Genomic DNA, 25,731 nt, shown 5'->3' on the forward strand with positions numbered 1-25,731 from the left:
CCCACCTCACCGGTCCCTACCTCCACGACCTTGGGGCAGTCATCGCCGCCGCCCTACACCACACCGACCACACCAGCCGCCACGCCGCGACATAGCCCGGATCGCACACACAGGAGCCCCCCCAGCGCCATGAGTACTCGAATCGACATCGACGCCATGACCAGCGAAATCACCTACTACCCCACCGCATCCGCCGCGAACAAACACCTCAGCGACACCGACTACACAACCGGCGCGGTACTCGCCATCGAAAACCCCTACACCGGCGATCGCCTGGCACTGACCGGAAACCCCGACCGAATGCGCTACCTCCTCACACTCGCCCTCGGATTCATCGAGGCCGCACCCGAAACCACGCCCACCCAATAGGAGAACCCGACATGGCCACCCGCCCGGTCCTGGGTCACCCCATCCCACTAACCCCCAGCGACCCGCCGCAAGAACCCGTTTACCAGCTCCTACACCCACCCATCCCCATCCGCCGCGACCCCGCCGAACACGCCCGCCTCAACACCCCCGCACCCCACGAGATCACAGGGTGGCTGGACAGACTCACCGGCGACTACAGCTAGCGCGAGGTCGTCCTGCTCAACCAACGATCAGCGTGCCCGGTAGACCGCGGCCTCGAAGTCGAGGGCGGCGGTCATCGCCGTGTGATCGGCGAAGGGGAACAGCTGGGTGGCCCAGAATCCGGCGACGCCCGACGTCCGGTCCAGCCAGAAGTACAGATTCGCCAGGCCGGCCCAGCCGAGGGAACCGGCGCGGCGGCCGGTCGGGGCGTCGTCGGCGTTGGTCATCGCGATCAGACCCCACCCCTTGCGGTGGCCGGGGAAGAACTCGACCGGATTGGTCAGCCGCGGATTGACGCCGGGCAGAGCGGTGACCTGCAGGTCGCCGAGCTGATCGCGGGTGGCCTCGGCGACCATCTGCGCCGACAACACCTGCTCGCCGGAATCCGTCCGACCGTCGTTGAGCCACATCCGCAGGAAACGCAGGTAGTCCGCGGCCGTCGAATAGGCGCCCTGACCGCCCATGTCCAGCTCGGGCGTATCCGGCCGCGACGGGGCGCGTAGTGCCTTGAGCGCACCGTCGGGGGTGCGGGCGTGCAGCGTCGCGGCCCGGTCGAGCAACCGCTCGTCGCGGGCGAATGTGGTGTCGTGCATGCCCAATGGCTCGAACAGGCGCTCGCGCATGACCGCACCGAGCCGGCGGCCGGTGACCGCCTCGATCACCAGGCCGGCCCAGTCGATGTTCATGCCGTACTCCCACCGCGTACCCGGATCGAACAGCAGTGGTGTCTGCAGGGATTCGAGTGTGGCGGTGGCGATGTCGGGAAGGCTGCGGGCACGCACCACCGCGGCGAGATCGGCGTCGAAGAAGTCGTAACCGAAACCGGCTGTGTGCGTGAGCAGACGGCGGAGGGTGACCGGCGACGACGGCTCGTGGAGTCGGACGGTCCCATCGTCGTCAACGCCGTCGAGCACACCGATCCCGCCGAGCCGGGGCTCGTACTCGGCGGCGGGGGCGTCGAGGTCGAGCACGCCGTCGTCGACGAGTTGCAGGGCGAGGGTGGAGGTCAGTGGCTTGGTGGTCGAGAACAGCGCCAGAACGGCGTCGGCGGCAAGGGTTTCGGACTCGCCGACCAGTCGGGGACCGGTCGCCTCGAGTCCGATGGTGGCCGCCGAGGTGGTCACACCGGCCACCACTCCGGGCAGGTCGTCGGAGTGGAGGATGCCCCGGATGTCGATCCTCGGTGTGCTCATCGGGGTCAGCCTGCCAGTTCCTTGACGAAGGCGCCCAAGCGGTCGATCGCGTCCTCCAGATCGGCCGTCGATGCCGCATAGGAGAGGCGGACGTGATCGGCGGCGGTGTCGACGCCGAAATCCTTGCCCGGGGTGAGCGCGACATGGGCCTCGGTGAGGGCACGGTCGCAGAACTGTCCCGAGTCCAGCCCCGTCGACGAGATGTCGACGTAGACATAGAACGCTCCGTCGGGTTCCACCGGCACCCGCAGCCCGATCCGCTCGAGTCCGTCGAGGACGAGCCGACGGCGGTTGGCGAACTCCCGACGGCGGTCCTCGCTGACCGCCAGCGACTCCGGGGTGAAGCAGGCGAGTGCCGCCAGCTGCGCCGGGGTGGGCGGGCAGACGTAGAAGTTCTGTGCCAGCCGCTCGGCCACCTCGACAACGTCTTCCGGCAGGATCGCCCACCCCAGACGCCAGCCGGTGAGGCCGAAGTACTTCGAGAAGCTGTTGATCACAACAGTATTCGCGTGTACGGCAGGATCGTCGGTGGACAGGACACTGCGCGGCGGATGTCCGTCGGCGCCCGGATCGGCCAAACCGAGGTAGATCTCGTCGACGATGGTCCACCCACCGCGGCCGGCGATCGCCCTGCACATCTCCACGAGATCGGCGAGCGAGGCCGACGTCCCCGTCGGATTCGACGGCGATGCGATGATCGCGCCCCGGATGGAGTCCGTCCAGGCCTCCTCGACCAGTGCAGGCGACAACTGGAACCGTGTCGCCGGTGTCGTCGGCACCAGCGTCACCTCGGCGCCGAAGCTCTCGGCGAACTGCCGATTGCACGGATACGACGGGTCGCCGATGAGTACCCCGTCACCCGGATCGACGAGTGCGGCGCAGGCGAGCAGCAATGCCGCCGACGCACCGGAGGTGACCGCGACCTGGGCCGGGGTGACCCGCGCGCCGAAGTGTGTTGCGTAGAACTCGGCGATCGCCGCCCGCAGTTCGGGGGTTCCGAGCGCGTCGGTGTAGGTCAGTGGACGGCCGTCGGTGAGCTCGCGGGCGGCCTCCAGAAATGCCGGGGGAGCACCGAAGTCGGGTTCGCCGATGTTGAGCCGGATGACGTGATGGCCCTGCGCCTCGAGCTCGCCGGCCTTCTTGGCGAACTCCATCGCATAGAACGGGGCCACCCGCTGCGCGCGTCGGGAGATCTGCATGGGCTCATTGTGCGCGCATGCAGACCCCCGTCCGGCCCCGGGTCAGGGCACCCAGTTGAAGGTGTCGGGGTCGGGTCCGCGGCGCTTGTCCTTGTTGAGCGCGTCGATCGCGGCGATCTGCTCGGCCGACAACTCGAAGTCGAACAGGGCGAAGTTCTCCTCGACGCGGGAGCGGGTCACCGACTTCGGGAAGACGATGTCGCCGCGCTGGATGTGCCAGCGCAAGGTCACCTGCGCGGTGGATCGGCCCACCTCGGCGGCGATACGCTCCAGCACCGGATCATCGAGGACGTCGCCCTGTGCGATCGGCGACCACGCCTCGGTCGCGATCTGATGCTGCGCGTCGAAGGCACGCAACGGTGCCTGGGTCAGATACGGATGGACCTCGATCTGGTTGACCGCGGGGACCACGTCGGTCTCGGCGAACAGCCGCTCGAGATGGGCGGCCTGGAAGTTCGAGACACCGATCGCGCGGGCCTTGCCGTCGGCATAGACCTTCTCCAGCGCCTTCCAGGTCTGTACGAAGTCGCCGACACCGGGCATCGGCCAGTGGATCAGATACAGGTCGACGGCGTCGACGCCGAGCCGTTCGAGACTGCGATCGGTCTCGGCGAGAGCGGCGTCGTAGTCGTGGAAGCTGTTGTTGAGCTTGGTGGTGATGAACACCTCGTCACGCGAGATACCCGACTTCGCGAGGGCTTCGCCGACCTGGCGTTCGTTGCCGTACATCTGTGCGGTGTCGATGTGGCGATAGCCGATCTCCAGCGCGGTGAGCGTGGCCTCGGCGGTGTCCTCCGGGGTGATCTGGAAGACCCCGAAGCCGAGCTGAGGGATCTCGACGCCGTTGTTGAGCGTGATGGACGGGACTGTCATGGAAGACCTCTCGTACGAAGTGGGTGTGCGCACACCGGATGTGCCCGTGCGCGTGGGGTGGTGATGCCGTCGGTGGTGACGGGCCCGGATCAGGGGATGACGACGAGTTTGCCGCGTGGGTGGCGTGCCGACAGATCGGCGATCGCCTGTGCGGCATCATCGAGCGGATAGGTGCGTGCCACCTCGATCACGAGGGAACCGTCGGCGGCTGCGGCCAGCAGGTCGTCGATGGCGTCGAGGCGGTGCTGCAGGCTCTGCCCACCGCCGCCGGAGACCAGCACGATGCCGTCGTCGGCCCGGCCGAAGGCGGCGATGCTGACGATCCGGGAATGGTCGGGAACCAGTTGCAACGACACGTCGATCGCCTCGTCGGAACCGACGGTGTCGATCGCGGCGGTCACCGGACCGGGGGTGACCTCCCGGATCCGGTCGGCGAGGCCGGCGCCGTAGGCCACCGGGATGGCACCGAGGGACTTCAGGTACTCGTGGTTGCGCGGCGAGGCGGTCGCGATGACGGCTGCCCCGGCGCGTGTCGCCAGTTGCACCGCGACCACACCCACGGCTCCGGCACCGCCGTGGACGACGACCACGTCGCCGGCGGTGATCCCGGCGGTGGCCAGGGTGTCGGCGGCGGTGGCCCCGGCCAGCAGCAGTCCGGCGGCGATCTCGGGGGACACCTCTGCGGGTCGGCGTCGCAGCCGGGACGCGTCGACGATCACATGGTCGGCGAGGGCTCCGGTGGTGGGGTAGACCACCACCTCGTCGCCGACGCCGAAGTCGGCGACCTCGTCACCGATCGCCTCGACGGTGCCGGCGAGTTCATAGCCGGGGTGTAGTGGCAGTTTGGATTCGTCGGTCCCCATGAATCCGCGAACGACCGTGGCGTCCACCGGGTTGAGTCCGACGGCACGGACCTTCACCCGGACCTGGTCGTCTTGCGGGGAGGGGAGTTCGGCGGTGATCAGATCGATCACCTCGGTCGGCTCGCCGTATCCGAGCGCGACGGCCTGGCGTGCGATCACGGCGGAGGGTTCGACATCGAGCGGGTTCTCTTCGGAAATGCTCATGACCGGTTCAATGGCGGCGCGACCGCTCGATATTCCGATTCCGCGAGATCTGCGCGGGCCGGATCGCAAGACCCGGGCCCGGTGTCCGACAGGGGCGGTTCGTCGGTACAGGTGTGGGCGGTCGGGGAGTGCATCCGCCAGGAAATCGGACTAGAGTCCGGATGCGGGCCGGTGCCTTCGCCGGCGCAGCGCGACACCCCGACACCCACCGAAGCCTGGAGCCGGTCACCGTGACAACCCTCGTCGACATCCGCTCGACCGACACCTTCGACGATCCCGGTGCAGCGGATCCCCGTGCAGTGGTCGTCTGCCTGCACGGATTCGGTTCCCACGAGCACGACCTCGCACCTCTCGCGCCACTGATCGCCCCCGCTCTGCAGTGGGCGTCGCTGCGTGGTCCGCGGACCCTGCAGCCCGGGTCGTACGCCTGGTTCCCGATCGAGACACCCGGCGTACCCGACCCGGCCAAGGTCGCCGCGGCCACCGAACTGATCTGGGAGTGGATCGACGCGACGCTCCCCGCGGGCACACCGATCGTGGCGGTCGGGTTCTCCCAGGGCGGACTGATGGCCACCCAGTTGTTGCGCACCCGCCCCGACCGCATCGCGGCCACGGTGATCCTGGGCGGATTCGTCCAGGGCGGTGAGTTCCCCGGAGACAAGCAGCTCGCCCGGACCCGGCCGCCGGTGTTCTGGGGGCGGGGCCGCGAGGACACGGTGATCGCCCCGGTGGCGATCGAGCGGACCATCGACTGGCTGCCCGGCCACTCCACCCTCGAGGTTCGCATCTATCCGGGTCTGGCGCACGGCGTCAACCAGGCCGAGATCGACGATGTGCGAGCATTCCTGGCCGCCGCGACCGACGGAGCCGGCGGGACGGTCTGAGTTCGGTGCAGGCGCCCGGTCAGCGCCGGAACCAGGCCTGTTCGGCTCCGGCGAGGGCCTTCTCCAGTCGCAGTCGCGTGGTCTCGGCGAGCGGCTCGGGCAGCGCATCGGGTGCGAACCACTGCACCGCGGTGTTCTCGTCGTCGGCGACGCGCGGCTCGCCGTCGAGGTGGCGGGCCAGGAAGCAGACGTCGAGGTACTGGGTCTGATCCCGGTTGGGGTAGGTGATCATCGGGGTGACGTCGACGCTGGTGAGGCGGACGACCTCGGCGCGCACACCGGTCTCCTCGCCGATCTCGCGGACGATGGCGCGGGCCGGTCCCTCGCCGGGTTCGAGCACTCCGGAGACCACCGCCCACTCGTCGGTGTCGGCACGGCGGGTCAGCAACACACGGCCGGCGTCGTCGACGACCACTCCGCTGACCCCGGACAACCACAGCGGTGCATGGCCCACATGGGTGCGGAGGTCGCGGATGAACTCGGGGATCGGCATGACCGACATCTTGCCCGGACCCGGCGTGCCCGGCCCGGCGGGGCGGGCGCATGGCAAGATCACCGTCGGAGATCACGGCGATGCGGACACGACAGGAGTGATGACGGTGCGAGGCCTCGGAATCTGGGTGGTCATGGTGGCGATCGGCCTGCTCGGCGTGGTGTGGGCGGTGGTCGACGTGGTCAACCGCGGGTGGGGGGACGTTCCCGGCAGCACCTGGCTGTGCGCGATCCTCGGCGTCATCCTGGCGATCTTCGCGCTCTACCGGGAGTTCGGCGGTCAGCCGCTGATCACCGTCGATCACGAGAACATCGCCCAGGAGTACGAGGAGCAGAAGCGGCAGTCGCAGCAGGCCCGCGACGCCGAGTAGGGGACACCTGGGCGGCACGGATTCGCACTCGCGTTCGACGTTTTGTCGGTGGGCGGTGCTTCACTGAGGTCATCCCAGAACGGATGACCGTGCAGCCCGTGCGCGGCGACCACTCAGGAGGTCCCGATGTCCACATCCGACCACTTCCCGAACCCGAACGACCCCGGCCGAGACCGTCGTCGAGCAGAGAATCCCGACCCGGCCCGTCCGGGGATCGACTGGACGGCGATGCGCGACTGGCTGACCGAGTCGGTGTCGGGGATGCCACGCGGGGCGGTCCTCGACCTCGGCCCCGCCGGTCACGACGCCACCGATCACGACCAGGCCCCGGTCGAGCCGGACGCCGTGGGTGAGCCGGATGCTGTGGCCGGGGCCGATCCCGGTGACGACGTGCCGTGCGCTCAGATCATGGTCTTGCGCGACGGTTCGCTGCTGGTCCGGTTGTCGACGACGCTGATGGAGATCCCCTCGGTCGCGGGCTATGTGGTGCCGCGGGGCCTGCTCGACCGGTGGAACTACGAGGACCGGTTCCGGGACTGCACCCACGGATACATGGTGACCCGGTCGGTCGACTGTGCCGCCGACGTCTGCATCACCTGGTTCCGCGACCGGCGGGGCATCGTCAGTCCGGGGGAGCTGGGATGTACCTACACCGTCACGACGTGGCTACCCCGGGCGAGTTGAGGGAACCGGCGATGCGATGCGTCGGGGTAACCCCTGATCTTTCCCCCAGAACCCGCTCTGACCAGTGCAATCGGGGCGCCAGGCGGGCATGGTGGGGACATGAACACATCAACTGAACCCACCAACCGCACCGCCTTCGGCTTCTGGAAGGTCCTCGCGATCATCGCGGTGGCGCTCATCGCGCTCGCCATGCTCGGCCCGATCATCAAGGGACTGATCTGGATCGGCTTCATCGGGCTCGCGGTCTACGGCGCCATCGCCCTGTACCGCATCTCCCGCTCGGGCAACGGCCCGAAGCCGCCCGCCACCTTCTGAACCGGGCCGGCCGATGCCGGATGGCACCGGCCGACCCGGATCAGCGGAGTGGAGATCATCGCATGGAGCTCACCGGGTTGCGGTCGCACAGCGGATCAGCGCCGTGCGACCTCGGGGTCCGGCCGATCGGCACCCCGGTCGCCGGTGACGCGATCGCCGACTGCGGGGGTGTCGGCCACCAGCTCGGCGGGAGCCTCTCCGGAGGCCTCGGCGGCCACGGCCGCGAGCTCGGCGCCCAGCGATTCGTGCGGCAGCCGGGCCTCGACCGACTCGGGATTGCTGTTGCGGCCGCCGGTGAACAACGACGCCACCGCGCCGATCACACAGCAGACCAGGGCGAAGGTGAATGCGGCCGAGAGACCGTCGGCGAACGGATCGCTGATCAGATGCGGGAAGAACTCCAGGCCGGTGAGGTGATCGACGCTCGCCTGCGGCAGACCCTGCAGCGCCTGGCCACCGACCTCCTTGATCGGGTTGTAGCCGAGGAATGCGGCGAACAGGATGCCGACGGTCGGCAGACTCGAGATCCCGTCGGCTGCCTGCGCGGGCATACCGCCGGCGGTCAGGCCCTCGAACATCGCCGACGGGAGATGTTCGCTCAGACCGGCGATCATCAGCGAGAAGAACAGGCCGATGGACAGCACCATCGCGGCGTTCTGGAAGGTCGTCATCATGCCTGCACCGGAACCGCGGGAGGTCACCGGGAGACTGTTCATCACCTCGGCACGGTTCGGCGAGGCGAACAGACCCATCCCGATACCGTTGATCAGCAGGATCAGCGCGAACACCCAGTAGGTGAAGTCCACCGGGATCGCGATCAGCGCGCCGAAGGTGCCCGCGGTGATCAGCATGCCGATCGTGGTGAACCACTTGGTGCCGAGACGATCGGAGAGCGCGCCCGAGACCGGTGCACTGATCAGGAAGCCGATCGTCATCGGGACCATGTAGATGCCGGCCCACAGCGGTGTCTTGGTGTAGTCGTAGCCGTGCTGCGGCAGCCAGATGCCCTGCAGCCAGATGATCAGGATGAACTGCAGACCGCCACGGCCAATGGAGGCCATCAGGTTGGCGAGGTTGCCGAAGGCGAACGAGCGGTTGCCGAACAACGACAGCTCGAACAGCGGGCTGGCCACCTTGGTCTCGATGACCACGAAGGCGCCCAGCACGATCGCGCCGCCGATCAGTGCGGCGAGCACCCACGGGTTGGTCCAGCCCATGTCGGAGTCACCGTAGGGCTGGATGCCGTAGGTGATGCCCACCAGGATCGAGACCAGCCCGACGGCGAAGGTCAGGTTGCCCCACCAGTCCATCTTGGCGCGGCGGCGCACCCCGGTGTCGCGCAGCTTCAGGTAGGCCCAGACGGTGCCGACGATGCCGAACGGCACCGACACCAGGAAGATGTAGTGCCACTGGATCGGTGCGAGGACACCGCCGATGATCAGGCCCAGGAATGACCCGGCGATCGCGGCCACACCGTTGATACCCATCGCGAGACCCCGCTGGTTGGCGGGGAAGGCGTCGGTGAGGATCGCCGACGAGTTCGCCATCAGGAACGCGCCGCCGATGCCCTGGATCACGCGCCAGAAGATCAGCCAGATGGCCGCCTCACTGCCGTCGAACCAGGTGATCGCCAGCAGGATCGACGACACGGTGAAGATCGCGAAACCCATGTTGTACATCCGGGCACGGCCGAACATGTCGCCGAGCCGACCGAAGCTCACCACCAGCACCGCGGTGACCACCAGGAAACCCATCATCATCCACAGCAGGTAGCTGGTGTTGCCGGGATCGAGGGGGTTGACGCCGATGCCCTTGAAGATGTCGGGCAGCGCGATCAGCACGATCGACGAGTTGATCGTGGCGATCAGCATGCCGAGCGTCGTGTTCGAGAGGGCGATCCACTTGTAGTGGGGCCCCAGATCGTCGGCGGTGGTGCCGACGGCCGGGGAGGCGGCGGTCATGTGGTGTCTCCTGAGATCGCGGGTGGTCGGGAAGCGGGCTGTTCGGATCTGTGCGGGATCAGGTGTCGGCGGTCAGTTCTCGGGGATCGGCTCGGTCTCGGGATCGGCCAGGGTGTCGGCGAGGGCGCGCAGACCGTTCTGCAGGTTCGTCCGGGTGACGGGGTCGAGCTGGTCGAGGGCGGTGGTGAGCACCTGGGCCTTGTGCGACCTGGCCTCACGCAGGTAGTCGCGGCCGAGGTCGGTCGCGACCAGCAGCCGGGCGCGTCCGTCGTCGGGATCGGGTGTGCGCTCGACGTAGCCGTGCTGTTCGAGGGTGCCGACCACGCGAGACATGGTCGGCATGCTCACGCCCTCACGGTCACTGAGGTCCGACAGCCGCAACGGACCGTGGGCGAGGATCGTCCACAACGCCGACGACAGGCCCGCGGTCAGGCCGCCGCGGCCGGCGGTGCGCAGTGCGCGGGTGATCCGCACCAGGTCGTGATACAGCACCACGACGTCCGGGGTGTCGGACGCCGGTGAGGTGCTCGCGGAGGCGGTCGGTTGGGGCATGGGGATCTCGATCCGTCGAAGGGAACGGATGAGATACTAGTTGCTTGTAGCTAAGTAAACGAACCGTAAAGGGCTGGTCAGTGGCCTGCCGACGCCGGTCACCTCGTGTCGCACCCACCGATCCGGACACACGCGTAGGGTCGAGGGATCTGGTGTCGAACTGGAGGTCAACATGCTCGGACTGGGTTTTCTCGGCTGGATCATCATCGGCGGTCTCGCCGGCTGGATCGGAAGCAAGATCATGAAGACCGACGACCAGATGGGGGTGTTGCTCAACATCGTGGTCGGCGTCGTCGGCGGTCTCATCGGCGGCTGGCTGCTGAGTCTGTTCGGCGTGGACGTCAAGGGCGGCGGGCTGATCTTCAGCTTCGTCACCTGCCTGGCCGGCTCGTGCATCCTGCTGTGGATCGTCGGCCTGGTCAGAGGTCGCACCAAGGCCTGATCCGAACGGTCCGCGGCATGACTGTGGTTGTGTCGCGGGCATTCTCGTCGGCAGCGGGTTCTCTTCGGTGGCAGGCTCTCGTAGGCTGTGGTTTCGCGGCGACCCGCCGTGTACGCCGAATCCGCGTGAAGCCGACCTCTTGTGGAACCGATCTCTTGATGAAACCGATCGTCGGTGAACGCGGGTGACCGGGAACGGCCTCGTGAAACCTGGAATGGAGTGGAGGAACGCATGTCTCGCGTGGTGATCATCGGCGGGCACGGAAAGATCGCCCTACGGCTGGAGAAGATCCTCGCCGATCGTGGTGACGAGGTGACGGCGGTGATCCGCAACGAGGCGCACGCCGGCGACGTCGCCGCCACCGGCGCGAAACCCGTTGTCGCCGATGTCGAGACACTGGACGTCGCGGGACTGGCACCGGTCCTCACCGGACATGACGCGGTGGTGTGGTCGGCCGGTGCGGGTGGCGGAAACCCCGCACGGACCTACGCCGTCGACCGCGATGCCGCGATCGCGTCGATGGCGGCCGCCGCCTCGGCCGGGGTCGATCGGTACGTGATGGTGTCGTACTTCGGGGCCGGACCCGATCACGGTGTCCCCGAGGACAACTCGTTCTATCCATATGCGCAGGCCAAGGCCGCAGCCGATGCCCGGCTGGCCCAGACGTCACTGCAGTGGACCATCCTGGGGCCCGGCCGGCTCACCGACACCGCCGGGTCGGGCCGCATCGCCGTCGGCGTCGACAAAGGTGAGGTGAGCCGCGACAACGTCGCGCTGGTGGCCGCTGCGGTCCTCGCCGATCCGACGACCATCGGCCGGACCATCGAGTTCAACGACGGTGACGTACCGATCACCGAGGCGCTGAGCGCGGACTCTCGGTGAACCCGACGAGGCGGCTGGGCGAGATCGTGGGGACCGCACATGTCCTGACCGATCCGGACGCCACCGCCGGTTATCTCACCGACTGGATGGGCCGCTACACCGGCCATGCCGACGCGGTGGTCCGCCCACGCACCACCGACGAGGTCGCCGCAGTGGTGACCCTGTGTGCCGCCGAGGGGGTGCGGATCTGTGTGCAGGGCGGCAACACCGGCCTCGTCGGCGGGTCCGTGCCGCCGTCACATCCCGACGGGTCGCGGCCGACCATCCTGCTCAGCACCGCACGGATGACCGACGTCGACGAGATCGACATCGTCGGACAGAGTGTGGGTGTGCAGGCCGGGGCGAGCGTCGCCACGATCGACACCGCGGCAGGCCGCGCAGGGCTGATGTTCGGGGTGGACCTCGCCTCCCGGGAATCGGCGACCGCCGGTGGGGTGGTGGCCACCAATGCCGGTGGGGTGCGGATGATCCGCCACGGCAACACCCGGAGCCAGGTGCTCGGCATCGAGGCGGTACTCGCCGACGGCCGGATTCTGCGTCGCTGGTCACCGCTGGTGAAAGACAATGTGGGCTACGACATCCCGGGGTTGCTTGCGGGTAGCGAGGGCACCCTGGCGGTGATCACCGGGGTGCTGTTGCGGCTGGTGCGCCCGGCCACCGGCGCGGAGGTCGCGGTGATCGCCCTGCGCGCCGTCGACGATGCCACCGCCCTGATCGGCGCCGCCCGCGATGCCGGGCTGACGATCGAGGCCGCCGAACTGATGACCGACGCCGGTGTCACCCTGGTCCATGAACACGGGGGGCGGCGCCCCGTCGCCACGGCCGCACCCTTCTACCTGTTGCTCGAGGTGTCGGGGACCGGCGGTGTGCAGGACGTACTCCTCGGCGTGCTCGAGACCGCCGACGGCGTACTCGACGCGGTGGTCGAACCCGGGCCGGGCCGCGCGCTGTGGGAGGTACGCGAACGCCACACCGAGTCGATCTCGCGCTCGACCGCCACACCGGTCGTCAAACTCGATGTCTCGGTGCCGATCCATGCCCTCGGTGACGCCGTTGCCGACCTCGAGGCACTCGCCGGTTCCCGCGATCATCGGTGTCGTCCGATCCTGTTCGGCCACGTCGGGGACGGCAACATCCACGTCAACCTGCTCGACGTGCCACCCGACGACGCCGACGGCCTCACCGAGGCGGTGTTCGCGGTCATCGCCGGGCACGGCGGGAGCATCAGCGCCGAGCACGGTATCGGCCGTGCCAAGTCGGCGTGGACCCACCTCGGTCGATCGGCGGTGGACCTGGCCACGATGCGGGCGATCAAGGATGCGCTGGACCCGCAGGGTCTGCTCAATCCCGGAGTGCTGTTCGGCTGACCGTGCTGTTCGACTGACCGTGCTGCGGCCGACTGCTCAACCGGCAGCGGATGTTTCGTTCACGGTGATTCCGAGTCTGGGCAAGGTTGCGATCCCTGTCTAGGCTCACCTCTCTGTGACCTCACGTGTACTGATGAGCCCGCCTTCCGGCGGTGACGGTGTGACCGGCGCTGTGACCGGGCAGGTGGTCGACGCCTTCGCCGACGAGACCGACGACGAGCGTCGGCGTCGGCTTCGGACGGTGGTGGCCGCGAGTCTGCTCGGCACCACCATCGAGTGGTACGACTTCTTCCTCTACGCCACGGCCGCGAGCCTGGTCTTCAACACCCTGTTCTTCCCGGACACGAGCACCTTTGTCGGCACCATGCTCAGCTTCGCCACCTTCGCCGTCGGGTTCGTGGTCCGGCCGATCGGCGGTGTCGTCTTCGGCCACATCGGTGATCGCATCGGCCGCAAGCGAACCCTCGCGGTCACGATGGTGCTGATGGGTGTGGCCACCGCCCTCATGGGTGTGCTGCCCACCGCCGCGCAGGTCGGCGTGCTGGCCCCGATCCTGTTGCTGTGCCTGCGCATCCTGCAGGGCTTCGCCCTCGGCGGCGAGTGGGCCGGTGCGGTACTGCTGGCCGTCGAACACAGCCCCAAACGCCGCCGCGGCCTGTTCGGCAGCATCCCGCAGGTCGGCCTGGCCCTCGGATTGGCTTTGGGCACCGGTGTTTTCGCGCTGCTGCAGGTGATCTTCGACGACGAGCAGTTCCTCGCCTACGGCTGGCGCATCGCCTTCCTGGTGAGCATCGTGCTCGTCGCCATCGGATTCGTGGTGCGGCTCAAGGTCGACGAGACCCCGGCCTTCCAGGAGGTCGATGCGCTCGCCCAGAAGTCGTCGGCGCCGCTGCGTGAGGTCGTGGTGCCGCCCAACACCCGCAACACCGTCCTCGGTCTGCTGGCCCGCTGGGGTGAGGGATCGGCGTTCAACACCTGGGGTGTGTTCGCGATCGCCTATGCCACCACCCAGCTCGACCTCGCGCGGGTGCCGGTGCTGGCGGCGGTCACCGTCGCCGCACTCGTGATGGCGGTGCTGCTGCCGGTGTCGGGTCTGCTCAGTGACCGCCACGGCCCGCGCCGCGTCTAGCTGGCCGGCATGATCGCCTACACCGTTTCGGTGTATCCGGTGTTCGTGCTGTTCGGCACGGCGTCGTTGCTGTGGTTCACCGTCGGTCTGGTCGTGGTGTTCGGTGTGGTCCACGCCCTGTTCTACGGGGCACAGGGCACGCTGTTCGCGAGTCTCTATCCGACTCCGGTTCGCTACACCGGACTGTCGGTGGTCTACCAGTTCTCCGGCATCTACGCCTCGGGACTGACCCCGCTGATCCTCACCGCACTGATCGGGGCCGGACACGGGACCCCGTGGATCGCCGCGGGCTATCTCGTGGCGACCGGCCTGATCAGCGTCGTCGCCACCAAGCTGATCAGGCCGGCCGACCTGCATCTCTGAGGCCGGGCCGGCCCTGGCCCCAGGAGACGGAGATCAGCCGCCGAGCGCGGTGAGGATCTCCGAGGCCTCCACCGGATGCGAGAACATCGGGTAGTCGTAGGTGATCGCGTTGTCGTGCTCGGCGACCGACGTGGCCGCGGTGCAGTCGGTCAGGGTGATCACGCGGTAGCCGTTCTCGTAGGCCGACCGCATCGTCGACTCCACACAGCAGTTGGTGAGGAATCCGCCGAGGATCACCGTCTCGATTCCCTTGCTGCGCAGGATGAAATCGATGTTGGTGGAGGCGAAGGTGTCCAGGCCGCGCTTGCCCTCGATCACGATGTCGCCGTCGGCGGGGGAGAGCTGCTCGACGATCTCGGCACCCCAGGTGCCCTTGACGAAGGCGTTGCCGTCGACGACCCCCTTGAGGATGCCGTACGGATGACGGGTCAGCTCGCCGTAACCGGGGGCGAAGGTGATCGGGGCGTGCATCACGGTGACCCCGGCGGCACGCGCCGCGGCGGCCACCGCGGTGGTGTTGTCGAGCATCCCGGTCTTGTCCATCACCTCGGCCACCGCGTCGTGCAGGACGCCGCCGGGGCTGGTGAACTCGTTCTGGTACTCGATCAGCACGAGTGCGGTGGTCGCGGGATCGAGGGTGAGTGCATCGGCCATGAGGTCCTCCGTCGACAGTCGTGTGCGCGGGTCGTCGTGTGGTGCAGGACATGATCTGCGCCACACCCGATTGAAGTCGCTGTCCGGGTCCACCGCAAGCCGCGCGCGACCGGCCGAATCCTGAGACCATGACGGGCGTGACCGATCACGGCCGAGAACGGTTGGCAGAACTGGCGCGACGTACCGGGGTGGCCACGAGGTACGTGGGATGGGACACCGACACACATGAGGTCTCCGACGAGACCCTGATCGCGGTACTCGGCGCGCTCGGCGTCGACGCCGGTGACGACGAGCGGGTCGGGCAGGCACTCGCCGAACTCGACGTCGCACCCTGGCGGGCGTTCGTCCCGCCGGTCACCGTGGTCACCGAACACGACGACGCGTGGTTCTGGATCCATGTGCCACACGGAGATCCGGTGGACGTGCGGATCCGGACCGAGGGCGGTGAGCTTCGCGACGCCCATCAGCTCGACCACTGGTGGGACCCGCGCGACGTCGACGGCACCCTGGTCGGTCGGGCGACATTCGCGGTGCCCGGCGACCTCGAGCCCGGCTACCACACGATCGAGGCCACCGATCCGGGCCGTGGCGGCACGGCGTCGGCACCCCTGATCGTCACACCGCGACGGCTGTCCACCGCCGACGACCTCCTCGGGTCGCAACGGTGGGGGATCGCGACCCAGCTCTACAGTGTGCGTTCGGCCGGGTCGTGGGGGATCGGCGACTTCGCCGATCTCGCCGCGATGGCCGAGATCGCCGGTGCGACCCACGGTGCCGATTTCATCCAGGTGAATCCGCTGCACGCCGCGCAGCCGCGTCCGCCGGTGGAGGCCTCGCCGTACCTGCCCACCACCCGCCGGTTCGTCAACCCGATCTATCTGCGCGTCACCGACATTCCCGAGATGGCCGAACTCCCCGACCACAAGCGGGCGCGCGTCGGCCGGCTCGCGAAGAAGTTCGTCACCGAGAACACCTCTACCGAAAAGATCAAGCGCAACAAGGCGTTCCGTGCCAAACTCGCCGCTCTCGAGCTGATCTACGAGGTGCCGCTGAGCAAGGAGCGCAAGCAGGCCTACCGCCGGTTCCGGATGCGCGAGGGTGACGGGCTGCGCGACTTCGCGACCTGGTGTGCCCTGGTCGAGAAGTACGGCCTCGAGTCACCCAAATGGGAGGGGGTGCTCACCGATCCGGCGGAGGTCCGGCGCCGGCGCCGCAAGGTGAAGGACCGCGTCGGGTTCTACACCTGGCTGCAGTGGTTGTGCGACGAACAGCTGGCCGCGGCGCAGCAGACGGCGCTCGCGTCGGGGATGAGTATCGGGGTGATCGCCGACCTCGCGGTCGGTGTGGGACGGCACAGCGCCGACGTCTGGATGCTCGGGGACGTCCTGGCGACCGGGGCGTCGGTGGGCGCCCCGCCGGACGGATTCAGCCAGCAGGGCCAGAACTGGAGTCAGCCGCCGTGGCATCCGATTCGACTGGCACAGGCCGGATACGAGCCGTTCCGCGACATGATCCGCACGGTGCTGCGCCATGCCGGCGGGCTGCGCGTCGACCACATCCTGGGCCTGTTCCGGCTGTGGTGGATTCCCGAGGGCAACTCCGCCGCCGAGGGCACCTACGTCCACTACGACCACCAGGCGCTGCTGGGCATCCTGGCGCTCGAGGCGCAGCGAGCGGGTGCGGTGATCATCGGTGAGGACCTCGGGGTCTTCGAGCCATGGGTGCAGGACACCTTGCGCGACAGGGGAGTCCTGGGGTGCTCGATCCTGTGGTTCGAGCACGGGCCGTATGCGCCGATCCCGCCGGAGAACTACCGGGAACTGTGCCTGACATCGGTCACCACACACGATCTGCCGCCGACCGTCGGCTACCTCGCCGGCGACCACATCGCCCTGCGGGACCGACTCGGACTGCTCACCGAGAGTGTCGACGACGAGCGGGCACGTGAAGAACGTGACCGGGATGCGATCCTGGCGCTGGCCGTCGAACGGGGGCTCTGGTCACCGGACATCCCGCTCACCGATGAACGGACCGTCCTCGCGCTGTACCGGCTGATCGCCTGCAGTCCCTCGGTCCTGCTCGGCGTGGCGCTGGTGGATGCGGTGGGGGAGCGGCGGATCCAGAATCAGCCCGGCACCGACTCCCACCAGTACCCGAACTGGCGTATTCCGCTCGCCGACGACGAGGGGAAGCCGGTGACCGTCGAGGACCTCGCCACCGATCGCCGCCTCGCCGCGCTGGCCGAGGCGTTGAAGGAGTCGGGGGTCGGATAGTCCGCGCGTGCGGACGTGGCCGTCACCGGGTCGAACGTTTCTCCGCCACCGCCACCAGCACCATCGCGATCACACAGAGCACACCGACACCGATGTTGAAGGCCACCCCGGCGTCGACCAGACCCCAGTGCGATGCGGCGATGCCCTGGCCGATGATCGGGATCGACAGCGCCACATAGACCACCACGAAGTAGGTGGAGGTCACCTCGGCGCGGCGGTCCTCCGGGGCGGCGGTGACCACTGCGGCCAGTCCCTTGCTGAACGAGATGCCCTGCCCGACACCGGCCACCACGGCACCGGTGAGGAGCAGGGCCAGGGATGCGGTGGCCAGGCTCGCCGCCACCACGCCCACCCCGACGGTCAGGATCGCGCAGCCGGCGATCAACGACGGCGCGGTCGGCAGGCGCCGGCCGACGATCTGGGTGAGTGCCGAGGTCCCCAGCAGCAGCGCCACCACCGCCCCGGCCACGAAGTGGTTGTCGATGCCGATCACCTGGGAGACGAACGACGGTGCCACCGCGGTGAAGGTTCCCATCACCGCGAACCCGGCGAACCCGGCGATCGCCGGGCCGGCGAAGATCGGCCGTACCTCCGACGGCACGGACAACCGCTGCACCGACAGCTCACGGTCGGCCGTCCACCGCAGCGGCTCGGTCATGAACCAGATCCCGGCACCGATGATCGCGAGTGCGACCAGGTCGACGACGAACACCAGGGACAGGGGAGCGGGCGCGTACTGGGCGAGCAGCCCGGCGACCAGCGGCCCCAACCCCAGACCGCCCACGTTGGCCGCGGTCGCCACCGCCGGGGCACGCGATCGCCACGACGACGGCGCCAGCTCGATCACCGCTGCGGTGGCGGCACCGGCGTAGATCCCCGCCGACAGCCCGGACACCACACGCCCGGTGAGCAGCCCGACGATGTCGTCGGAGGTCAGGAAGATGAGGGCGCTGAACGCCGACAGCACCGCGCCGGCGAGCAACAGCGGGCGTCGCCCGACGACATCGGACCACCGGCCGAAGACGACCAGTGCCGCGATCACCCCGGCGGCGTAGACCGCGAAGATCACCGTCGTGGTGGTCACGCCGAAGTGGAGTTCGGAGCCGTAGATCGAGTACAGCGGGGTGGGCAGGGTGGTGCCCATCATGACCACCAGGAAGGCCGCCACCGCGGCCGCATAGGCGCGTCCCCCGGTCAGCGGACGTCGTCGGGGTACACGTCGGGAGGACGGCGGGGCCGAGTGGCCGGTCCGGTCGGTCGATGCCATGCCCAACCCAGCGTCGCTGGCCGCACGCCTATTCCGTGACATCTTGTCGACGATATCCGGCGGGTCGGGTACGTGCCGATTGCCGGTTTGTGACATGGCGCGCCGACACCTGGGCACCCGATGTCCGGATCCACTAGAGTCGCCAGTCATGCAGAGTGTCGAGCCGCGGATTCTCGCGACCACATCCCGGATGCCCTTCGCCGTCGACGAGATCCACAAGCTCGGTGAGACCAAGCGCTTCCTGATCGCCAGCGACACCTTCCGCGCCGCACCGGGCAGCCACTCGCGGGGCGCCAAGAAGCACATCACCGTGCCGGCTCCCACCCAGGAGACCGAGGCGTTCGTCGACAAGATCATCGAGACCATCGACGCCGAGCAGATCAACTGGCTGCTGCCGATGTTCGAAGAGGTCTTCTACCTCGCCGCACATCGGGATCGGATCGCCGAGGGCCGCGACGTCGAGCTGTTCTTCCCCGACCTCGAGACCCTGCGCAAGGTGCACGACAAGGTCAGCTTCGCGCAGCTGTGCAAAGACCTCGGGCTGCCGGTCGCCGAGACCCTGACCGCCACCGACGACGAGCAGTTCAAGGCTGCGCTCGGCCACTGGGAACACTGGTTCGCGCGGGCCGCGTTCGGTCGTGGCGGCCTCGACATCGCCACCAACACCGGCCCGCTCGCCGGTGAGGCCGACGTCGACACCATCCACCCCAGCGCCGACGACCCGTGGCTGGTGCAAGAGTTCCTCAAGGGTGTCGACCGCTGCAGCTGGAGCGTCGTCCACCACGGCGAGGTGGTGCTGCACGCGTGCTACGAGCATCCGCTGACCATCGACAACCGCGGCGGCATCATCTACGAGTCGGTCGACTCACCGGAGTCGCTGGAGACCGCGCAGCGCATCGCCCGCGAGCTCAACTGGCACGGCCAGATCAGCTTCGACTACCTGATGACCGAGGACGGCGTGCACCACATGGTGGAGTGCAATCCGCGCCCCACCGCCGGCTGCACCGTCGCCACCGCCGAGGAGTTCGACACCGCGCTGTTCAACCCGGGTGAGCTGGTCGTCGTCCCGGCCGGACGCAAGAAGATGATCAAGGCCGCGGTGCTGCGTGATGCGCTGATGCATCCGTCGCGCGCCGCCGCCAACTTCAAGGCCGCCATGGGTGCGACCGGCGTCTACGACCAGAACAAGGACCACATGCCGCTGCTGTACTCGGCACTGTCGTTGCAGCACATCTTCGCCTACCGCAAGCATCTCGGCATGAACAAGGACAAGGGTGAGACCCTCGTCGCCACCCAGTTCTTCGACGTCCTCTACGACGGTTCGCCGATCAGCTGACCGACGCCACCGGCGGGGACGGCCCCGCCGGTGACCGAGGGGGTTACCCCACGGCCGATCTGCGATTACCGTCACCAGGTGATGGCACTCATGGGGGCTGGGCGGATGCGACCGGACAACGAGGTACTCATCGTCGGAGCGGGCTTCGGCGGGATCGGCGCGGCGATCGAATTCGCCAGCCTCGGCATCGACGACGTCGCGATCGTCGAGCGGGAGGACGATCTCGGCGGCACCTGGCATGTCAACCACTACCCGGGACTCGCCGTCGACATCGCCTCGGTGACGTATTCGTATTCGTTCGAACCCAATCCGTTCTGGTCCCGACTGTTCGCACCCGGCCCGGAACTCAAACGGTACGCCGAGCATGTCGCCGAGAAGTACGACCTGACCCGCCGGATGGAGTTCGGGACGTCGGTCACCGGAGCCCGGTGGGACGACGAATCCGGGCTGTGGACGGTGAGCACCGCCGACGGTGCCACCCGCACCTGTCGATACCTGGTGACGGCCACCGGATTCCTGTCCCAGCCGTCCACCCCGGACTTCCCGGGCATGGACACCTTCACCGGAACCGTCCTGCACACCGCCGCCTGGGACGACTCCGTCGATCTCACCGGCCGACGCGTCGCGGTGATCGGGACCGGCGCCACCGCCGTCCAGCTCATCCCGGAGGCGGCGGAGGTCGCCGCCGAACTCACCGTCTTCCAACGCACCCCGATCTGGGTGGTCCCCAAGATCGACTTCCCGATCCCGCGGGCCGTCCAACGCCTCTTCGCCCGGATTCCCGCGACGCAGCGGGCCGTCCGGCTGGTCAACACCTCCCTGCTGGAGATGCTGATGGTGTTCGGCGTGCTGCACTTCCGGCAGGCCAGACTCGGGAACAAGGCCGGTGCGTTGCTGGCGAGAGCACATCTGCGTGCGCAGGTGTCCGACGCCGACCTGCGACGCCGGCTGACCCCGCACTACGACCTCGGCTGCAAGCGACCCACGTTCTCCAACAGCTACTTCCGTGCCTATACCCGCCCCAACGTGACCCTCGAGACCGACGGGATCGGGCGGATCGAACCCGATGCCGTCGTCACCGGCGACGGCCGTCGAATCGAGATCGACACCCTCGTCCTGGCCACCGGATTCGACCTGTGGGACACGAACTTTCCCGCCTTCGAGATCGTCGGCCGCGATCAGCTGAGCCTGGGCGCCTGGTGGCGTGAATCGAGATTCCAGGCATACCAGGGCATCACGATGCCCCGATACCCGAACCTGTTGTCGCTCAACAGTCCCTACTCGTACAGTGGACTGTCGTACTTCACCACCATCGAGGGTCAGATGCGCCACATCGGGCGACTCTTCGGCGAACTGCGCCGCCGCGGCGCGTCGACCTTCGAGGTCACCGGAGAGGCCAACGACGCCTTCCTCGACGAGGTCACCGACCATCTCGCCGACTCGGTGTTCTACCTCGGCAACTGTGCGGGCTCGCACAGCTACTACTTCAACCATCAGGGCGAGGCGGCCCTGCTGCGGCCCAACGCCACCCTGACCACCCTGCGTGCGATGGACACCTTCCCGCTCGACGACTATCGGTTCCACTGAACGGACTCTCGGCCCTGTTCGGTGACGGCCGCGGCGACCTACGGTGGTGACATGCGCGCATGGGCAGTCAACCGACCCGGTCCGATCGAGAGCGGTCCGCTCGACCTCGTCGACAAACCCGTCCCGGTCGCCGGCCCCGGCGAACTACTGGTCGCCGTCCACGCCTGCGGGGTGTGCCGCACCGATCTGCATGTGAGCGAGGGCGATCTCCCGGTACACCGCCCCGGGGTGACGCCCGGCCACGAGGTGGTCGGCGAGGTCGCCGCCGTCGGCCCCGGCGCCGAAGCGGCCGGCCTGACGCTCGGCGAGAGGGTCGGGGTGGCATGGTTGCACCACACCGACGGCACCTGCTCCTACTGTGTCCGTGGTGCCGAGAACCTGTGCCCGGCATCGACATACACCGGCTGGGACGTCGACGGCGGTTATGCCGAGTACGTCACCGTCCCGGCCGGCTTCGCCTACCCGCTACCGGCAGGCATCGACGACGTGACACTCGCACCGCTGCTGTGCGCCGGGATCATCGGCTATCGGGCACTCAAACGTGCCTCGCTGCCCCCGGGCGGTCGGCTCGGCCTGTACGGATTCGGCGGCAGCGCGCACCTCGCCGCCCAGATCGCGATCGCACAGGGCGCCCGGGTACACGTGATGACCCGCGGTGCGCAGGCCCGGGAACTGGCCCTGTCGCTCGGTGCGGCATCGGCCGGCGACGCCTACGACAGCCCACCCGAACCCCTCGACGCGGCGATCACCTTCGCGCCGGTCGGTGAACTCGTACCGGTGGCCATGCGGGCCCTCGACCGCGGCGGCATCCTGTCCATCGCAGGCATCCACCTCTCCGACATCCCTGCTCTCCACTACGAGCAGGAACTGTTCTACGAGAAGGAGATCCGATCGGTGACCGCCAACACCCGCGCCGACGGCCACGAGTTCCTGGCGCTCGCCGCCGAATACGGTGTCACCGCCACCACCCACGCCTACCCACTCGACCACGCCGACACCGCCCTCGCCGATCTCAAAGCCGGAAGATTCGACGGAGCCGCAGTCCTGACCGTTTGAGCGGCGCCGGTGCTTGTCTGCGCCGACTTCGTCGTCGCGTGCCGTGCGCCTTACCGCCCGTCTTCCCTCCTCATCGCCTCGGTCGCAAGCTCCCTCGCTCTTCGTCAGTCCAGACAGGCGACGGCGCCGGTGCTTGTCTGCGCCGACTTCGTCGTCGCGTGCCGTGCGTGGCACGGTGGTTGAGCCGTGAGGAGCGTAGCGACGGTGCGTGTCGAAACCTCTGTCGGCCGAGTTCGTCGGCCGCCCACCTGGTTTGGTGGTTGAGCCGCGAGGAGCGTAGCGACGATGCGTGTCGAAACCTCTGTCGGCCGGGTTCGTCGGGTGACCACCGCCGACCACCGCCACCGCCACGGCCGACCACCACCGATGGCTACTCCGCACCCACCGGTGCCAGGAGATCGGGTCCGTTGTTGGCGACGCGGTTGACCAGCGGCGCGACCTCACGGATGTCGATCGCCTCGGCGATCTCCTCGCCCGGCGGGGCCAGCAACTCCGACGGGGCACGGTGATCGGGATCGAGCCAGGCGTCCCAGTTCGCAAAGGGCATGATCAGCGGCATCCGATCGTGCACCTCACGCAGGTGGCCGACGGCATCGGTGGTCAGGATCGAACAACTCAGCAGCGGTGCGGCGTCGGGGTCGGAGCGGTCGTGCCACACCGACCACAGTCCCGCCATGAACAGGCGGGTGCCGTCGTGCGGCGACATGAAGAACGGGATCTTGGTGGGCTTGCCCTTCGCATCGGGCGGGCCGGGCTTCCACTCGTACCAGCCGTCCATCGGCACCAGACACCGCTTGGAACGCACCGAGTTGCGGAACGAACTCTTCTCCGCGGCGGTCTCGGCGCGGGCGTTGAACAGCAGCGGACCCTTGCCGAGCTCCTTGGCCCACGACGGCACGAGTCCCCAGCGCATCGCGCGGACACGCAACAGCGGATCGTCGTCGGGATCGTCGGGGGAGTGGCGTTTGACCACGGTCATCACCGACGTCGTCGGCGCGACGTTGTAGTTCACCCCGGGGGAGCGCACCGCGGCAGCCCTGTTGTCGCCGTCGGCCCCGTCGCCCGGCGGGTCGAGAGGCGCAGGCACCTCGTTCACCGCGTCGATCTCGGCCGCGAGCTTCGCCGGGTCGGTGGTCACCGCATAGCGTCCGCACATGCCACCCATGGTGGCACGCGCCACCGACGACGGCCTCAGGCGCAGATCTCGGCGGTCACCGCCCCGGTGACCGCGACGAGGTCGGCCGGTGTCAGCTCCACCTCGAGCCCGCGTCGGCCGGCGCTGCACAGCACCCGGGGCCAGGTGAGCGCCGAGGCGTCGACGACGGTCGGCAGCGACGTGCGCTGGCCGATCGGCGACACCCCGCCGAGCACATATCCGGTCGACCGGGTCACCGCCTTGGCCTCGGCCATCACCGCCTTCGACGCTCCGAGTGCGGCCGCGGCCGCCTTCAACGACAGCTTCTGCGGCACCGGCAGCACCGCGACGGCCAGGTGATCGCGGGCCCCACCGCTCACCGAGATCACCAGCGTCTTGAAGATCTGCGCGGGTTGCACCCCCAGCGTGGTGGCCAGGGCGTCGACCGCCTCGGCGCCATAGGCGTCACTGCGGGGGTCGTGGGTGTAACGGTGCACTTCATGGGTGATGCGGGCCTTGCCGAGTGCGGCGATGGCGGGGGTGGCGGCCACGGACTCTCCTGCGCGATGTCTGACACGAATCGGAACAATTGTCGCCGTCGAGGTGTTGTGACCAGCAGTCGGGGCCCAGACGACCCGGTCGGGGCACACCAATTCGAGCACAGCGGAAGGCGGGTGCAGGCGTGGGCGCAGAGACACTGCTCGATCCACCTCGCGCGGTCGGCGACAGGCGATCGGTAGACTTGATCGACATCATCGGACGGCCCGACGGACCGTCCCCAGGCGTCATCACCGAAGGGATCGCAGTGACCGAACCCGACCCCGCCGCGCCGCAGCAGGCCGATCAGGGGCACCCCGAGCAGGTGGAGGGCGATCAGGCCGAGGCCGGCCACGGCTCGGCCGCGCCGCGCCGCGCCGACCCCGACGAGACCGCCGCGGAGCTGACCGAGCGTTTCGAGCGCGACGCGCTGCCGCTGCTGGACCAGATGTACGGCGCCGCCCTGCGGATGACGCGCAACCCGGCAGACGCCGAGGACCTCGTCCAGGAGACCTACGTCAAGGCGTTCTCGGCGTTCGCGTCGTTCCGTGAGGGCACCAACCTCAAGGCCTGGCTGTACCGCATCCTCACCAACACCTACATCAACGGGTACCGCAAGAAGCAGCGTCAGCCCGCGCAGTACCCGACCGACGAGATCACCGACTGGCAACTCGCCGCCACCGCCGAACACACCTCGACCGGACTGCGTTCGGCCGAGATCGAGGCACTCGACGCCCTGCCCGACGACGAGATCAAGGATGCGCTGCAGGCGCTGCCGGAGGACTTCCGGATGGCCGTGTACTACGCCGACGTCGAGGGACTGCCCTACAAGGAGATTGCCGAGATCATGGATACGCCGATCGGAACGGTGATGTCGCGACTGCATCGTGGCCGCCGACAACTGCGTGGGCTGCTCGCCGACGTCGCCCGCGAGCGCGGGTTCAACCGGTCGGCCACCGCCAAGACCGCCAAGAGCGAGGTATCCCGATGACCGATCGTTCCGGCGTACTCAAGCCCTCCGACGACGATCCCGAGTTCACCTCGCTGGACTGCTCGGCGGTGATCGCCGACGTCTGGCTGCTCCTCGACAACGAGTGTGACCCGGGTGCCCGCGAACGCCTGCAGGGACACCTCGACAACTGTCCGTCGTGCCTGGCCCACTTCGGGATCGAGAGCCAGCTCAAGGCACTGATCGGGCGCAAATGCGGTGGTGACCACGCCCCTGCGGGTCTGCGCGACCGGCTGCGTGTGGAGATCCGCAAATCGGTGACGATCACCGAGACGTACTACTCGACCGGTGGCGACACCGCTCCCTGAGCGGCCCCGGACAGACGAAGAGCCCGGACGGGTTGTCGGTGTTCCGACATCTCCGTCCGGGCTCTTCTCGTCTGTTGCCGAGCGCGGGGCTCAGGCGTTCGGACGACGGCCGTGGTTGGCTGCATTCTTCTTGCGTGCGCGCTTCTTGCGTCCCCGCTTACCCATGAGGGGCCTCCTTCGTCGAGTTGTACCCGACGATTGTCCCACGTCGCCCCACCGGATCGA

Annotated in this window: 26 protein-coding genes and 1 pseudogene; 15 read left to right on the forward strand and 12 right to left on the reverse strand. The window is 68.4% G+C overall.

Annotated elements, in window-relative coordinates:
- Window positions 1–129 precede the first annotated feature (129 nt).
- Window positions 130–369: a hypothetical protein gene (locus GD1_RS13270; RefSeq protein ID WP_020791965.1), complete on the forward strand. Its 240-nt coding sequence runs from the start codon at window positions 130–132 to the stop codon at window positions 367–369.
- A gap of 230 nt (window positions 370–599) precedes the next feature.
- On the opposite strand, the gene GD1_RS13275 is transcribed toward GD1_RS13270, so the two are convergent.
- The 4 genes from GD1_RS13275 to GD1_RS13290 form a co-directional block, all read right to left on the reverse strand.
- The gene (locus tag GD1_RS13275) at window positions 600–1,763 is read right to left on the reverse strand and encodes a serine hydrolase domain-containing protein (RefSeq protein WP_059037449.1); all 1,164 of its coding nucleotides are present in this window, start codon (window positions 1,761–1,763) and stop codon (window positions 600–602) included.
- A gap of 5 nt (window positions 1,764–1,768) precedes the next feature.
- A complete protein-coding gene (locus GD1_RS13280) occupies window positions 1,769–2,962 on the reverse strand; it encodes an aminotransferase class I/II-fold pyridoxal phosphate-dependent enzyme (protein ID WP_059037451.1) in 1,194 nt (397 codons plus the stop codon).
- Between the two features lie 42 nt (window positions 2,963–3,004).
- Window positions 3,005–3,835, reverse strand: a complete 831-nt coding sequence (locus tag GD1_RS13285) for an aldo/keto reductase (RefSeq protein ID WP_020791569.1) — start codon at window positions 3,833–3,835, stop codon at window positions 3,005–3,007.
- Between the two features lie 89 nt (window positions 3,836–3,924).
- Window positions 3,925–4,902 (reverse strand): alcohol dehydrogenase catalytic domain-containing protein, encoded by a 978-nt coding sequence (locus GD1_RS13290; protein ID WP_059037452.1) that lies wholly within the window; start codon window positions 4,900–4,902, stop codon window positions 3,925–3,927.
- Window positions 4,903–5,132: 230 nt separating this feature from the next.
- Between GD1_RS13290 and GD1_RS13295 the strand changes: the two genes are divergently transcribed.
- On the forward strand, window positions 5,133–5,786 hold the full coding sequence (locus tag GD1_RS13295) for an alpha/beta hydrolase (RefSeq protein WP_162128768.1): 654 nt from the start codon (window positions 5,133–5,135) through the stop codon (window positions 5,784–5,786).
- Window positions 5,787–5,805: 19 nt separating this feature from the next.
- Here the strand turns inward: GD1_RS13295 and GD1_RS13300 are convergent, their stop codons facing one another.
- Window positions 5,806–6,279 carry an NUDIX hydrolase gene (locus GD1_RS13300; protein WP_059037454.1) on the reverse strand — a complete coding sequence of 158 codons (474 nt, stop codon included), beginning with the start codon at window positions 6,277–6,279 and terminating at the stop codon, window positions 5,806–5,808.
- Between GD1_RS13300 and GD1_RS13305 the strand changes: the two genes are divergently transcribed.
- The 3 genes from GD1_RS13305 to GD1_RS13315 all read left to right on the forward strand — a co-directional run bounded on the left by GD1_RS13305 (window position 6,278) and on the right by GD1_RS13315 (window position 7,648).
- Window positions 6,278–6,649, forward strand: a complete 372-nt coding sequence (locus tag GD1_RS13305) for a hypothetical protein (protein WP_020792442.1) — start codon at window positions 6,278–6,280, stop codon at window positions 6,647–6,649. The two genes, GD1_RS13300 and GD1_RS13305, sit on opposite strands and share 2 nt — an antisense overlap.
- 126 nt (window positions 6,650–6,775) lie before the next feature.
- Entirely contained in the window at window positions 6,776–7,333 is a 558-nt protein-coding gene (locus GD1_RS13310) for a hypothetical protein (protein WP_059037456.1), read from the forward strand.
- Window positions 7,334–7,432: 99 nt separating this feature from the next.
- Window positions 7,433–7,648, forward strand: coding sequence for a hypothetical protein (locus GD1_RS13315; protein ID WP_053778134.1), 216 nt, complete (start codon window positions 7,433–7,435; stop codon window positions 7,646–7,648).
- A gap of 95 nt (window positions 7,649–7,743) precedes the next feature.
- On the opposite strand, the gene GD1_RS13320 is transcribed toward GD1_RS13315, so the two are convergent.
- Both GD1_RS13320 and GD1_RS13325 read right to left on the reverse strand, forming a co-directional pair.
- On the reverse strand, window positions 7,744–9,609 hold the full coding sequence (locus GD1_RS13320) for an MFS transporter (protein ID WP_059037459.1): 1,866 nt from the start codon (window positions 9,607–9,609) through the stop codon (window positions 7,744–7,746).
- A 72-nt stretch (window positions 9,610–9,681) separates the two neighbouring features.
- Entirely contained in the window at window positions 9,682–10,161 is a 480-nt protein-coding gene (locus tag GD1_RS13325; RefSeq protein WP_059037461.1) for a MarR family winged helix-turn-helix transcriptional regulator, read from the reverse strand.
- Between the two features lie 172 nt (window positions 10,162–10,333).
- Here GD1_RS13325 and GD1_RS13330 point away from each other — a divergent pair, with 172 nt between their 5' ends.
- From GD1_RS13330 to GD1_RS13345, 4 genes and pseudogenes are all read left to right on the forward strand, one after another.
- Window positions 10,334–10,603: a GlsB/YeaQ/YmgE family stress response membrane protein gene (locus tag GD1_RS13330; RefSeq protein ID WP_020791178.1), complete on the forward strand. Its 270-nt coding sequence runs from the start codon at window positions 10,334–10,336 to the stop codon at window positions 10,601–10,603.
- Window positions 10,604–10,834: 231 nt separating this feature from the next.
- Window positions 10,835–11,485: an NAD(P)H-binding protein gene (locus GD1_RS13335; protein ID WP_059037462.1), complete on the forward strand. Its 651-nt coding sequence runs from the start codon at window positions 10,835–10,837 to the stop codon at window positions 11,483–11,485.
- On the forward strand, window positions 11,482–12,852 hold the full coding sequence (locus tag GD1_RS13340; RefSeq protein ID WP_059037464.1) for an FAD-binding oxidoreductase: 1,371 nt from the start codon (window positions 11,482–11,484) through the stop codon (window positions 12,850–12,852). The genes GD1_RS13335 and GD1_RS13340 overlap by 4 nt, the downstream gene beginning before the upstream one ends.
- 133 nt (window positions 12,853–12,985) lie before the next feature.
- Window positions 12,986–14,344 (forward strand): annotated as a pseudogene (locus GD1_RS13345) (MFS transporter).
- Window positions 14,345–14,377: 33 nt separating this feature from the next.
- On the opposite strand, the gene GD1_RS13350 reads toward GD1_RS13345, so the two are convergent.
- Entirely contained in the window at window positions 14,378–14,998 is a 621-nt protein-coding gene (locus tag GD1_RS13350; protein ID WP_053778131.1) for a cysteine hydrolase family protein, read from the reverse strand.
- Window positions 14,999–15,126: 128 nt separating this feature from the next.
- Between GD1_RS13350 and malQ the strand changes: the two genes are divergently transcribed.
- Window positions 15,127–17,271, forward strand: a complete 2,145-nt coding sequence (malQ, locus tag GD1_RS13355; protein WP_174519053.1) for a 4-alpha-glucanotransferase — start codon at window positions 15,127–15,129, stop codon at window positions 17,269–17,271.
- A 22-nt stretch (window positions 17,272–17,293) separates the two neighbouring features.
- Here the strand turns inward: malQ and GD1_RS13360 are convergent, their stop codons facing one another.
- Entirely contained in the window at window positions 17,294–18,538 is a 1,245-nt protein-coding gene (locus GD1_RS13360) for an MFS transporter (RefSeq protein WP_059037466.1), read from the reverse strand.
- Between the two features lie 148 nt (window positions 18,539–18,686).
- Between GD1_RS13360 and GD1_RS13365 the strand changes: the two genes are divergently transcribed.
- The 3 genes from GD1_RS13365 (at window position 18,687) to GD1_RS13375 (ending at window position 22,517) form a co-directional block, all read left to right on the forward strand.
- Window positions 18,687–19,874, forward strand: a complete 1,188-nt coding sequence (locus GD1_RS13365) for an ATP-grasp domain-containing protein (RefSeq protein ID WP_059037469.1) — start codon at window positions 18,687–18,689, stop codon at window positions 19,872–19,874.
- A 105-nt stretch (window positions 19,875–19,979) separates the two neighbouring features.
- Window positions 19,980–21,461, forward strand: a complete 1,482-nt coding sequence (locus GD1_RS13370; protein ID WP_059037471.1) for a flavin-containing monooxygenase — start codon at window positions 19,980–19,982, stop codon at window positions 21,459–21,461.
- A 51-nt stretch (window positions 21,462–21,512) separates the two neighbouring features.
- Entirely contained in the window at window positions 21,513–22,517 is a 1,005-nt protein-coding gene (locus GD1_RS13375) for a zinc-binding alcohol dehydrogenase family protein (protein WP_059037502.1), read from the forward strand.
- A gap of 370 nt (window positions 22,518–22,887) precedes the next feature.
- On the opposite strand, the gene GD1_RS13380 is transcribed toward GD1_RS13375, so the two are convergent.
- Complete coding sequence (locus GD1_RS13380) at window positions 22,888–23,673, reverse strand: SOS response-associated peptidase (RefSeq protein ID WP_059037504.1); 786 nt, start codon at window positions 23,671–23,673, stop codon at window positions 22,888–22,890.
- A 35-nt stretch (window positions 23,674–23,708) separates the two neighbouring features.
- Window positions 23,709–24,203, reverse strand: coding sequence for a Cys-tRNA(Pro) deacylase (gene ybaK / locus GD1_RS13385; protein WP_059037473.1), 495 nt, complete (start codon window positions 24,201–24,203; stop codon window positions 23,709–23,711).
- 131 nt (window positions 24,204–24,334) lie between these two features.
- On the opposite strand from ybaK, the gene GD1_RS13390 reads away from it, so the two are divergent.
- Together GD1_RS13390 and rsrA are read left to right on the forward strand one after the other, a co-directional pair.
- A complete protein-coding gene (locus GD1_RS13390) occupies window positions 24,335–25,180 on the forward strand; it encodes a sigma-70 family RNA polymerase sigma factor (RefSeq protein ID WP_082366031.1) in 846 nt (281 codons plus the stop codon).
- Window positions 25,177–25,506, forward strand: a complete 330-nt coding sequence (gene rsrA / locus GD1_RS13395) for a mycothiol system anti-sigma-R factor (protein ID WP_059037475.1) — start codon at window positions 25,177–25,179, stop codon at window positions 25,504–25,506. The genes GD1_RS13390 and rsrA overlap by 4 nt, the downstream gene beginning before the upstream one ends.
- A 90-nt stretch (window positions 25,507–25,596) precedes the next feature.
- Here the strand turns inward: rsrA and GD1_RS25765 are convergent, their stop codons facing one another.
- Window positions 25,597–25,671, reverse strand: a complete 75-nt coding sequence (locus tag GD1_RS25765; protein ID WP_373855324.1) for a 50S ribosomal protein bL37 — start codon at window positions 25,669–25,671, stop codon at window positions 25,597–25,599.
- Between the last annotated feature and the right edge of the window lie 60 nt (window positions 25,672–25,731).

Source organism: Gordonia desulfuricans NBRC 100010, from assembly GCF_001485495.1.
GTDB classification, from domain to species: Bacteria; Actinomycetota; Actinomycetes; order Mycobacteriales; family Mycobacteriaceae; genus Gordonia; species Gordonia desulfuricans.

What these genes read in the sequence shown, in the direction of transcription:
- GD1_RS13270 (WP_020791965.1), top strand. Translation starts at nt 130, where the DNA reads ATGAGTACTCGAATCGACATCGACGCCATGACCAGCGAAATCACCTAC.
- GD1_RS13275 (WP_059037449.1), bottom strand. Translation starts at nt 1,763, where the DNA reads ATGAGCACACCGAGGATCGACATCCGGGGCATCCTCCACTCCGACGAC.
- GD1_RS13280 (WP_059037451.1), bottom strand. Translation starts at nt 2,962, where the DNA reads ATGCAGATCTCCCGACGCGCGCAGCGGGTGGCCCCGTTCTATGCGATG.
- GD1_RS13285 (WP_020791569.1), bottom strand. Translation starts at nt 3,835, where the DNA reads ATGACAGTCCCGTCCATCACGCTCAACAACGGCGTCGAGATCCCTCAG.
- GD1_RS13290 (WP_059037452.1), bottom strand. Translation starts at nt 4,902, where the DNA reads ATGAGCATTTCCGAAGAGAACCCGCTCGATGTCGAACCCTCCGCCGTG.
- GD1_RS13305 (WP_020792442.1), top strand. Translation starts at nt 6,278, where the DNA reads ATGACCGACATCTTGCCCGGACCCGGCGTGCCCGGCCCGGCGGGGCGG.
- GD1_RS13300 (WP_059037454.1), bottom strand. Translation starts at nt 6,279, where the DNA reads ATGCCGATCCCCGAGTTCATCCGCGACCTCCGCACCCATGTGGGCCAT.
- GD1_RS13310 (WP_059037456.1), top strand. Translation starts at nt 6,776, where the DNA reads ATGTCCACATCCGACCACTTCCCGAACCCGAACGACCCCGGCCGAGAC.
- GD1_RS13315 (WP_053778134.1), top strand. Translation starts at nt 7,433, where the DNA reads ATGAACACATCAACTGAACCCACCAACCGCACCGCCTTCGGCTTCTGG.
- GD1_RS13320 (WP_059037459.1), bottom strand. Translation starts at nt 9,609, where the DNA reads ATGACCGCCGCCTCCCCGGCCGTCGGCACCACCGCCGACGATCTGGGG.
- GD1_RS13325 (WP_059037461.1), bottom strand. Translation starts at nt 10,161, where the DNA reads ATGCCCCAACCGACCGCCTCCGCGAGCACCTCACCGGCGTCCGACACC.
- GD1_RS13330 (WP_020791178.1), top strand. Translation starts at nt 10,334, where the DNA reads ATGCTCGGACTGGGTTTTCTCGGCTGGATCATCATCGGCGGTCTCGCC.
- GD1_RS13335 (WP_059037462.1), top strand. Translation starts at nt 10,835, where the DNA reads ATGTCTCGCGTGGTGATCATCGGCGGGCACGGAAAGATCGCCCTACGG.
- GD1_RS13350 (WP_053778131.1), bottom strand. Translation starts at nt 14,998, where the DNA reads ATGGCCGATGCACTCACCCTCGATCCCGCGACCACCGCACTCGTGCTG.
- malQ (WP_174519053.1), top strand. Translation starts at nt 15,127, where the DNA reads ATGACGGGCGTGACCGATCACGGCCGAGAACGGTTGGCAGAACTGGCG.
- GD1_RS13360 (WP_059037466.1), bottom strand. Translation starts at nt 18,538, where the DNA reads ATGGCATCGACCGACCGGACCGGCCACTCGGCCCCGCCGTCCTCCCGA.
- GD1_RS13365 (WP_059037469.1), top strand. Translation starts at nt 18,687, where the DNA reads ATGCAGAGTGTCGAGCCGCGGATTCTCGCGACCACATCCCGGATGCCC.
- GD1_RS13370 (WP_059037471.1), top strand. Translation starts at nt 19,980, where the DNA reads ATGCGACCGGACAACGAGGTACTCATCGTCGGAGCGGGCTTCGGCGGG.
- GD1_RS13375 (WP_059037502.1), top strand. Translation starts at nt 21,513, where the DNA reads ATGCGCGCATGGGCAGTCAACCGACCCGGTCCGATCGAGAGCGGTCCG.
- GD1_RS13380 (WP_059037504.1), bottom strand. Translation starts at nt 23,673, where the DNA reads ATGTGCGGACGCTATGCGGTGACCACCGACCCGGCGAAGCTCGCGGCC.
- rsrA (WP_059037475.1), top strand. Translation starts at nt 25,177, where the DNA reads ATGACCGATCGTTCCGGCGTACTCAAGCCCTCCGACGACGATCCCGAG.